This window comes from Methylobacterium sp. Leaf118 (assembly GCF_920984675.1).
Classification (GTDB): Bacteria; Pseudomonadota; Alphaproteobacteria; order Rhizobiales; family Beijerinckiaceae; genus Methylobacterium.
Genome location: NZ_CAKLBV010000040.1, coordinates 36484 through 44326 on the forward strand (window position 1 = coordinate 36484; position 7843 = coordinate 44326).

6 protein-coding genes are annotated in these 7843 nt (G+C 72.8%); 2 read left to right on the top strand and 4 right to left on the bottom strand.

The window, feature by feature from the left end; translation table 11 throughout:
* Positions 1 to 68 precede the first annotated feature (68 nt).
* On the top strand, positions 69 to 1124 hold the full coding sequence (locus LW587_RS16265; protein WP_232630637.1) for a hypothetical protein: 1056 nt from the start codon (positions 69 to 71) through the stop codon (positions 1122 to 1124).
* Between the two features lie 21 nt (positions 1125 to 1145).
* Positions 1146 to 1505 carry a winged helix-turn-helix domain-containing protein gene (locus LW587_RS16270; protein ID WP_232630638.1) on the top strand — a complete coding sequence of 120 codons (360 nt, stop codon included), beginning with the start codon at positions 1146 to 1148 and terminating at the stop codon, positions 1503 to 1505.
* 135 nt (positions 1506 to 1640) lie between these two features.
* Here the strand turns inward: LW587_RS16270 and LW587_RS16275 are convergent, their stop codons facing one another.
* The 4 genes from LW587_RS16275 to ptsP all read right to left on the bottom strand — a co-directional run.
* Positions 1641 to 3164 carry a carbohydrate porin gene (locus LW587_RS16275; protein ID WP_232630639.1) on the bottom strand — a complete coding sequence of 508 codons (1524 nt, stop codon included), beginning with the start codon at positions 3162 to 3164 and terminating at the stop codon, positions 1641 to 1643.
* 146 nt (positions 3165 to 3310) lie between these two features.
* Positions 3311 to 5041 carry a PTS fructose transporter subunit IIC gene (locus LW587_RS16280; protein ID WP_232630640.1) on the bottom strand — a complete coding sequence of 577 codons (1731 nt, stop codon included), beginning with the start codon at positions 5039 to 5041 and terminating at the stop codon, positions 3311 to 3313.
* Between the two features lie 77 nt (positions 5042 to 5118).
* Positions 5119 to 6063, bottom strand: a complete 945-nt coding sequence (gene pfkB, locus LW587_RS16285) for a 1-phosphofructokinase (RefSeq protein WP_232630641.1) — start codon at positions 6061 to 6063, stop codon at positions 5119 to 5121.
* Positions 6064 to 6066: 3 nt separating this feature from the next.
* The coding region (gene ptsP, locus LW587_RS16290; RefSeq protein ID WP_232630642.1) for a phosphoenolpyruvate--protein phosphotransferase at positions 6067 to 7843 on the bottom strand (1777 nt) is incomplete at its 5' end.

Here is a 7843-nt window from a genome sequence, read left to right on the forward strand (position 1 = left end):
GTGGCCGGGCGTTTCGTGAACAGCCCAGTGCTCCCCTCCCCGCTCCCATTCCGACCCCGAGGTCCGTTTTGCGACAGCATCTCCCGGCCATCCTGCTCGCCGCCGCCACGCTGGCTGGTCCGGCCCGCGCGCAGGACGCGGCGAAGGCGCCCGCGGCGATGCCGGTCTCCGACCGGGTGAAGGACGTGGCGGCCCTCAACCCGGCCGATGCCGCGACCCTCAAGCCCGGCACGGTGCTGTTCCGCGATTCCCGCGAGGCGGCGTCGGTCAATCCCGAGAACGGCCTCATCGCCTTCGAGGCGTGGCGCAAGGCGCGGCCCGCGGAGGCCGCGGCGCTCTCGCCCTGGCCCGGCTATACCGAGCCGGACTATCCCCAGACCGTCAACGGCGTGACCAAGCAGCGCCACGAGAGTCTCAAGGTCTATGTCGCGGAGGGGCGCTTCATGGTGGCCAAGCCCGCCGCGTCCATCGATCTCGCGGCCTTCGCCGGGCTCGATTTCCTCGCCAGGATGGACCCGGTCATCCGCCACAAGCGGCTGGAGCCCGCCGACGCGACCCCGACCAAGGATCCGGCCGCCGCCTTCGCCAAGCGTCCGGACCGGCCCTGGTGCGGGGCGGGCGGCGTCTGCATCGAGTCGCGCTACGACCTCGAAGGCAAGCTGCCCCTCGGGGTGAAGCTCGCCAACAAGCTGGAACTCGGCTCCTCCAAGAAGGTCGCCGAATTCGTCTCGTTCCAGAGCGAGTTGCGGGTGTTGCCGTCCGCGGAGGCCGCCGGCCTCTCCGCCCTGACCCGGATCGAGACGCCGGTCGCGGGCGGCCTCGAACAGACGATCTTCTGGGTCAACCAGATCCTGCGCTTCGGCAAGTTCCTGGCGGTGATGCAGCCGGCGCCGAACGACCCGAACCGCACCGTGGTCACCACCTACATGGCGCTCGCCATCAAGGCCGACGTGCTGGACCGCAAGCAGGAATATGCCCGCGTGCCGGTGCTCAAGAACCTGTTGCCGGTACAGGTGCTCATGGGCAATTCCTCCTTCAACACCGGCACCTCGATCAGCGCGGGCGTGCCGACCTATGCCCGCAACCGCATCGTCGCCTTCGCCGACGCCCTGGCGAAGAACTGACAGCCCCCCGTCGGACCGGCCATGGCGCGCCTGAGCCTGCGTATCGATCTGGGGCCCGGCCACCGGCTCGGGCCGGGCAAGGTGCGGCTCCTCGAGGCCATCGCCGCGCACGGCTCGATCGCGGCCGGAGCCCGGGCGCTCGGCATGTCCTACCGCCGCGCCTGGACCCTGGTGGAGGCGATGAACCGCGGCTTCGGGCAGCCGGTGGTCGAATCCCAGGCCGGCGGACGGGACGGGGGTGGGGCCCGGCTGTCGCCCCTCGGCACCGAGGTGGTGGGGCAGTACCGCGCCGTCGAGCAGGCCGCGGAAGCCGCGGCGGCGCCCCTTTTGCACCGCCTCGCCGCCTGGCCGACGGGCGAAACGGCGGACACGGAAACGTGAAAGTTGCAGCTATCTGTCACCCGCGCGCCATGGACGACCGGTGGTATATTTCATACACTGATCCGGCTCGTTCCTGAGACCGCGAGTCACCTCGACCGGCGCGCCCCTTAAGGCGCGCCGTTTTTCTGTTCGGCGTCAGGGACTTCCGGGGCCGCGGGCGAGGCCGGTGAGAGTGAACAGGTCCACCGAGAGCTTGGCGCCGACCACCAACGTATCGGGGATGGTCTTCCGGTAGAACGGGAACCGGGTCTGATCCGGGTTGATGATGTATTGCAGGTTCGGCGTCAGCCGGATCGCGGGCGAGACTTGGAGCCCGTAGTTCAGCTCCATCATGATCTGCTGGTCGGGAATGGTTCGCGCCCATCCGAGCGAAGCTTGTGCCGCGGCAATGTTCGACAACGCCAGCGGGCTGAAGGCTTGCAGGTTGATGACGAAGCCGACCGTGTCGTAGGGGCGCCCCACGAAGGTCCCGGTCTGCACCGCGCCGATCTCCAGGAAGTAATCCTCGACGAGGCGTCCGCCGGTGCCCGCCATGGCCACGCCGAACAGGGTCAGGCCCTGAATGCCCGTCGGGTCGGGGCGCCAGACCATCTGGTCGAAGCGCGCATAGACGCCCGAGCGACCGAAGCGCGTCCGCGGATCGAGGCCGGTGAGCACCGCGCGGCCTCCGGCGACGTCGCGGACCGGGTCCGCGTAGGCGGAGCGGTCGATCCAGCCGCCGATGCCGTAATGGCGCGGCCGCGCGTCGTTGGCGAAGGTCGTGGCGTAGCCGAGTTCGAACGGCACGATCGCGCCGGTCGCGCCCTTCACCGAAAGGTCGAGGCCGTTGTCGCCGGGCTGCTGATGGCGCGGATTCACTTCGTAGGCGCCGACATGGAAGAAGAGCGTGTCGGTCAGCCAAGCCTTGGCATGCCCGCCCCAGCTCGACACCGGCCAGAAGGTGAAGTTCGAGGTCTTGAACACGAAGGTCGGGTTGCCGCAGGCCGAATTCGTCTGGAAATTGCAGTAGATCGGTGAATTCAGGAAATTGATGTTGGCGACCAGCCGCCCGACTTCGAGGTCGAGGCGGTTGTCGAACAGCTTCTGCTGGTAGGACAGCAGGGTGAGGCGCGTGGTCTGCCCGCCGCCATAGATCTCCTGGACCGACGTGTTGTTGCCGATCACGTCCTGGGCGAGGCTGCGGCCGTGGCGGTTGGTGACCGCGACGTGGACCGAGGCGCCGTCGATCCCGGCGAGCCGGTTCAGGTCGGCGTCGAGGCCGAAGAAGAGCTGGCCCGCCCAGGCCGTGCCCTGGCGCAGCCCGCCGACCGGGTTGGCCGCGCCCTGGCCGGTGTAGTTCAGGAGGAACGACAGGCCGTTGCCGAGGTCGAACGTGCCCGGCGGCAGGGTCGGGGGCGTCGCGCTCTGGCCGAGCACGTCGGCGGCGGCCGCTGCGCTGCCGTCGTCGCCGAAGGTTCTGCGGAGGGGGGCGCGGCGCACGATCCGGCTGACGAGCGGGCGGCGGACCGCGCGAGGCCCGGCGACGGCAGCCGGCGGCGCGACGCCAAAAGGTGCGAGGATAGGAGGTGTGAGGACGGGCGGCGCATCCTGCGCGCGCACCTGGGTGCCGAGCGCCGCGCAAAGGCCGAGCGCGACCCCGGTTGCTGTGACCGCTTTCATGTCCTCCCCCCGTGTCGACGATGTGGGACGTCAGCCCGAACGCACCGGCGCCCGGCGCCATTGGGGCGGCCCAAGGCGGAAACCCATCGCCGTTGGCCTTCCCCGCCCCTGGCGCGTCGCGCGCCGAGGGCGGCCCGAGCGCCGCGTCAGGCCGCCCGCTTCTTGAGAAGGCCCACCATCAGGCCGGTGACCAGACTGCCGGCGACCAGGGCGATGAGGGCGCCGGGCAGGTTCGTCACCGCGTTCGGGATCGGCAGAACGAACAGGCCGCCATGGGGCACCTTGAGGGTCACGCCGGAGGCGAGGGCGATGGCCCCTGCAACGCCCGAGCCCGCCACCATGGAGGGGATGACGCGCAGCGGATCGGCCGCGGCGAAGGGAATCGCGCCCTCGGTGATGAAGGCGGCGCCGAGCACCGCCGCCGCGCCGCCGGCCTCGCGCTCCGGCTTCGTGAATCGGGTGGGGAACAGCCGGGTGGCGAGGGCGAGGCCGAGCGGGGGCGTCATGCCGCCGAGCATCACCGCCGCCATCGGGGCGTCGACCCCGGAGGAGAGCAGCGCCGCGGCGGAGGCGTAGGCCGCCTTGTTGATCGGCCCGCCCATGTCGACCGCCATCATGCCGCCGAGCACGAGGCCGAGCAGCAGGGCGCTCGTCCCCTGCATGCCCTTCAGCCAGTCGGTGAGGGCGGCGAGCACTGCCGCCACGGGGACGCCGACCACGTAGACCATCAGGAGGCCGGTGATCGCGGTGGCGAGGAGCGGCAGGATCAGGACGGGCTTGAGACCCTCCAGATTCCGGGGCAGCCGGATGTGCGTGTTGAGGAAGGCCGTGACGTATCCGGCGATGAAGCCCGCCGCGATGCCGCCCAGGAAGCCCGCCTGGAGGTTGGCGGCGAGCATGCCGCCGATCATGCCGGGCGCGATGCCGGGGCGGTCGGCGATCGAAGAGGCGATGTAGCCCGCGAGCGCCGGGACGATGAGGGCGAAGGCCGCCTTGGCGCCGATCTCGCCCAGGGCGTAGCCGAGGGTGCCGGCCTTCTCCGGATTCAGGACGTCGATGCCGCCGACCGCGAAGGCGAGGGCGATGAGCAGCCCGCCCGCCACCACGAAGGGCAGCATGAACGAGACGCCGGTCATCAGGTGCTTGTAGGCGCCGGCTTGCCGCTCGGCCGCCGCCGGGCGGGCGGGACCGTCGGTCGTCGGCGCCGCCTCGGCCGTGCCCGCGGCCGCGAGCTGCGCCTCGGCGAGCGCGGTCGCGATCAGGCCCTTGCCGTCGCGGATCGCCGCCTTGGTGGTCGTGGCATAGAGCCGTTTGCCGGCAAAGCGCGCCCGGTCGACGCCGGTGTCGGCGGCGATGATGACCAGGTCGGCCGCCGCGATCTCGGGCGCCGTCAGGGCGTCGCGGGCGCCGACCGAGCCTTGCGTCTCGACGCGGATCGCGTGGCCGAGCGCCTGGGCCGCGGCTTGGAGCCCTTCGGCGGCCATGAAGGTATGGGCGATGCCGGTGGGGCAGGAGGTGATCGCCACGAGTCTCCTGGGACCAGTCGCCGCGCGCGCGGACGCGCCGGGCGTCTCCGCGGCGCCGGCCAGGAGGCGGTCCAGCACGGCATTCACGTCGGTGAGCACCTCGTCGATGGCGGCCCGCGCCCGGGCCAGCGCCCCGAACCGGCCCTCGCCGAGATCGCCGTCACCGACGAGAAGCACGGCCGTCGCCTCCCGGATCGCCGCCTCGGGGATCGGGTTGCCGCCGCCCTTGCCGCGAATCTCCAGGGCGAGCGCCGCGTTGCGCCGTCCGGCCGCCCTGCGCAGGGCCTCGGCCGCGAGGACGGCGTGGGTGGAGAGGTCGCCGCCTCCCACCACCGCTAGGAGCTGTGCCATAGGTTCCTCCTGTGACTTGGGTTCCTCCTGTGACATGGGTTCCTCCTGGGACATGGGTTTTTGGACGCGGGTCGCGCCTAGTTCAGGGGGGCCACCCGGATCTCCCGGGCGATGGCGGCCACCACGTCGCGCGGGGGCAGGTTGGCGCCCGTGCGGCTGAGCTTGCCCGCCGCGAAGGCCAGGGCCCGCCGGGCGAGGTCTTGCAGGGCGAGGCCCTCGTGCAGGCCGGCGACGAGGCCGGCCACCAGCGCATCGCCGGCGCCGACCGTGCTCGCGATCGTCGTGGGCGGCGGCAGGGCCTGCAGCGCGCCGTCCCGTGAGACGAACAGCGCGCCCTCCGCGCCGAGCGAGACGCAGACGAGGGGAATGCCCGAGGCCTGAAGCCGGCGGGCGGCCTCGCGCAGGGCGGCGGGCTCGGCGAGGGGGCGACCGGCCCATTCCTCCAGCTCGGCGCGGTTGGGCTTGATCGCGTGCGGCAGCGCGTCCGGTCCGGCCGCGAGAGCGGCCGCGAGAGCGGGGCCGGAGGCATCGAGCACCACCCGGGCGCCGCGGGCGCGCAGGGCGCCCGTCAGCCGGGCGTAGGTGTCCGGGGCAAGCGAGCGCGGCAGGCTGCCGGCTAGCACCACGAGGCTGCCGTCGCAGGCCAGCTCCGAGAGCACCGCCCGCACCGCCTCGAGGGTGGAGGGGCCGATATCGAGACCAGGAAGGTTGATGTCGGTGGTTTCGCCCGTCCCGGCGTCGAGGAGCTTGAGGTTGGTGCGGGTCTCGCCCGGCACCCAGACGAAGCGGTCGTCGATGCCCTTGGCGGCGAGAAGCTGCGCGAAGGGTGCAGCGTTGTCCTGGCCGAGCACGCCGGTGGCGGCCACGGGCAGGCCCCAATCGGCGAGGCAGGCGGCGACGTTGACGCCCTTGCCGCCGGCATCCGCCCAGACCGAGCGGGCGCGGTGGACCTGGCCGGGCCTCAGCGCGTCGAGGGTGACGGTCTGGTCGATCGCCGGATTGAGGGTGAGGGTCGCCAGCATGGCTCAGGCTCCGGTCGCGATCGGGGTGTCGAGGGCACGCACGGCGGCCGCGTCCTCCTGCTCGCAGGCGCGGACCGCGAGCGCCCGCAGCTCGGCCATGTCGGAGGCGCGCAGCCGCGCCTTCACCCCGGGCAGGTCGCGGGGCGTCATCGACAGCTCGTCGACGCCGAGCCCCGCGAGCAGGCAGGCCCCGAACGGGTCGCCCGCGATGCCGCCGCAGACGCCGACGAAGCACCCGTGCCGGGCCGCGCCCTCGCAGGTCATGTGGATGAGCCGCAGCACCGCCGGGTGGAGCGAGTCGGCCTCGGGGGCCAGCTCGGGGTTCTGCCGGTCGATGGCGAGGGCGTATTGCGTCAGGTCGTTGGTGCCGATCGAGAAGAAGTCGCAGTGGCGGGCGAGCACATCCGCCTGGATCGCGGCGGCCGGCACCTCGATCATCAGGCCGAGGGGCACGGGCGGCGCGCCGACCTCCGCCCGGATGCGCTCGCAGATGGCGCGGAGCTTCAACACTTCGGGGACCGAGGTGATCATCGGCATCATGATCGAGAGCGGCGCCGCCTTGCCGGTAGGGGCGTCGGCCGGGATGCGATCCCTGGCCGCGCGGTAGAGCGCGCGCAGCTGCGGCTCCAGCAGGTCGGGCCGGCGCAGCAGCAGGCGGGCGCCGCGCACGCCGAGGAAGGGGTTCTCCTCCTTCGGCAGGTGCAGGTGGGCGACCTGCTTGTCGCCGCCGATGTCGAGGGTGCGCACGATCAGCGGGCGCCCGCCGAGCGCCGTCAGCATCCCGGAATAGGTCTCGTACTGGTCGTCCTCGGAGGGGGTGTCGCCGCGCTCCAGGAACAGGAACTCGGTGCGCATCAGGCCGACGCCCTCCGCGCCCTGGTCGAGGGCCAGCGGCACCTGCTCGGGAGTGTTGACGTTGGCGCCGACGGCGACCCGGTGGCCGTCGCGGGTCTCGGCGGGCCGCGCCCGCTCCCGTGCCTCGGCCTCGGCCCGCTCGCGCTGCCGGACCTGCCACAGCCCAGCGGCGGCGAGGTCGGACTCGCTGGGATCGAGGTAGAGGCGGCCGGTGGTGCCATCGAGGATGGCGCGCGTGCCGTTCTCCAGGGCCAGCAGGCGCGCGCCGCCCGCGACCATCGCCGGGATGCCGAGGGTCCGGGCCAGGATCGCGGTGTGCGAGGTTGGGCCCCCTTGCGCGGTGGCGAGCCCGATGACCCGGGCGGGGTCGAGCCCGGCGGTGTCGGAGGGGGCGAGATCGGGCGCGATCAGGAGGCAGGGCACGTCCGGCAGGTCGTGGCCGCCCCGGAGGGCCGGATCGATCTGGGCGAGCACCCGGCGGCCGATGTCGCGTAGGTCCGCGGCGCGGGCGGCGAGAACCGGGTTGCCGAGGGCCGAGAGCCGGGCGGCCATCCGCTCCACCGCGGCGTTCCAGGCGAATGCCACGCCGTGGCCCTCGACCATGCCCTGGCAGGCCAGGGTGATGAGGTCGGTGTCGGCGATCAGCTCGCCCTGGGCCCTGAAGATGCCGGCATCGGCCTTGCCGAGGCGCCGCTCGGTGTCGTCCGCCAGCGCCCGGAGCTGGTCGCCGGTGGCCGCGAGCGCCCGGTGCAGGCGGTCGGCGCCGGAGGTGAGCGGCTCGGGCTCGTCCGGCACCGTGAGGTCCTGCGCGGCGAGGACGTGGATCGGGCCGATGGCGAGGCCGGGGCTCGCGCCGAGGCCGGCCAGGGTGCGCGGTGCGTCCGAGGGGGTCCAGCCCGCCACCGGTCCGGCCGCCCGGGCGGCC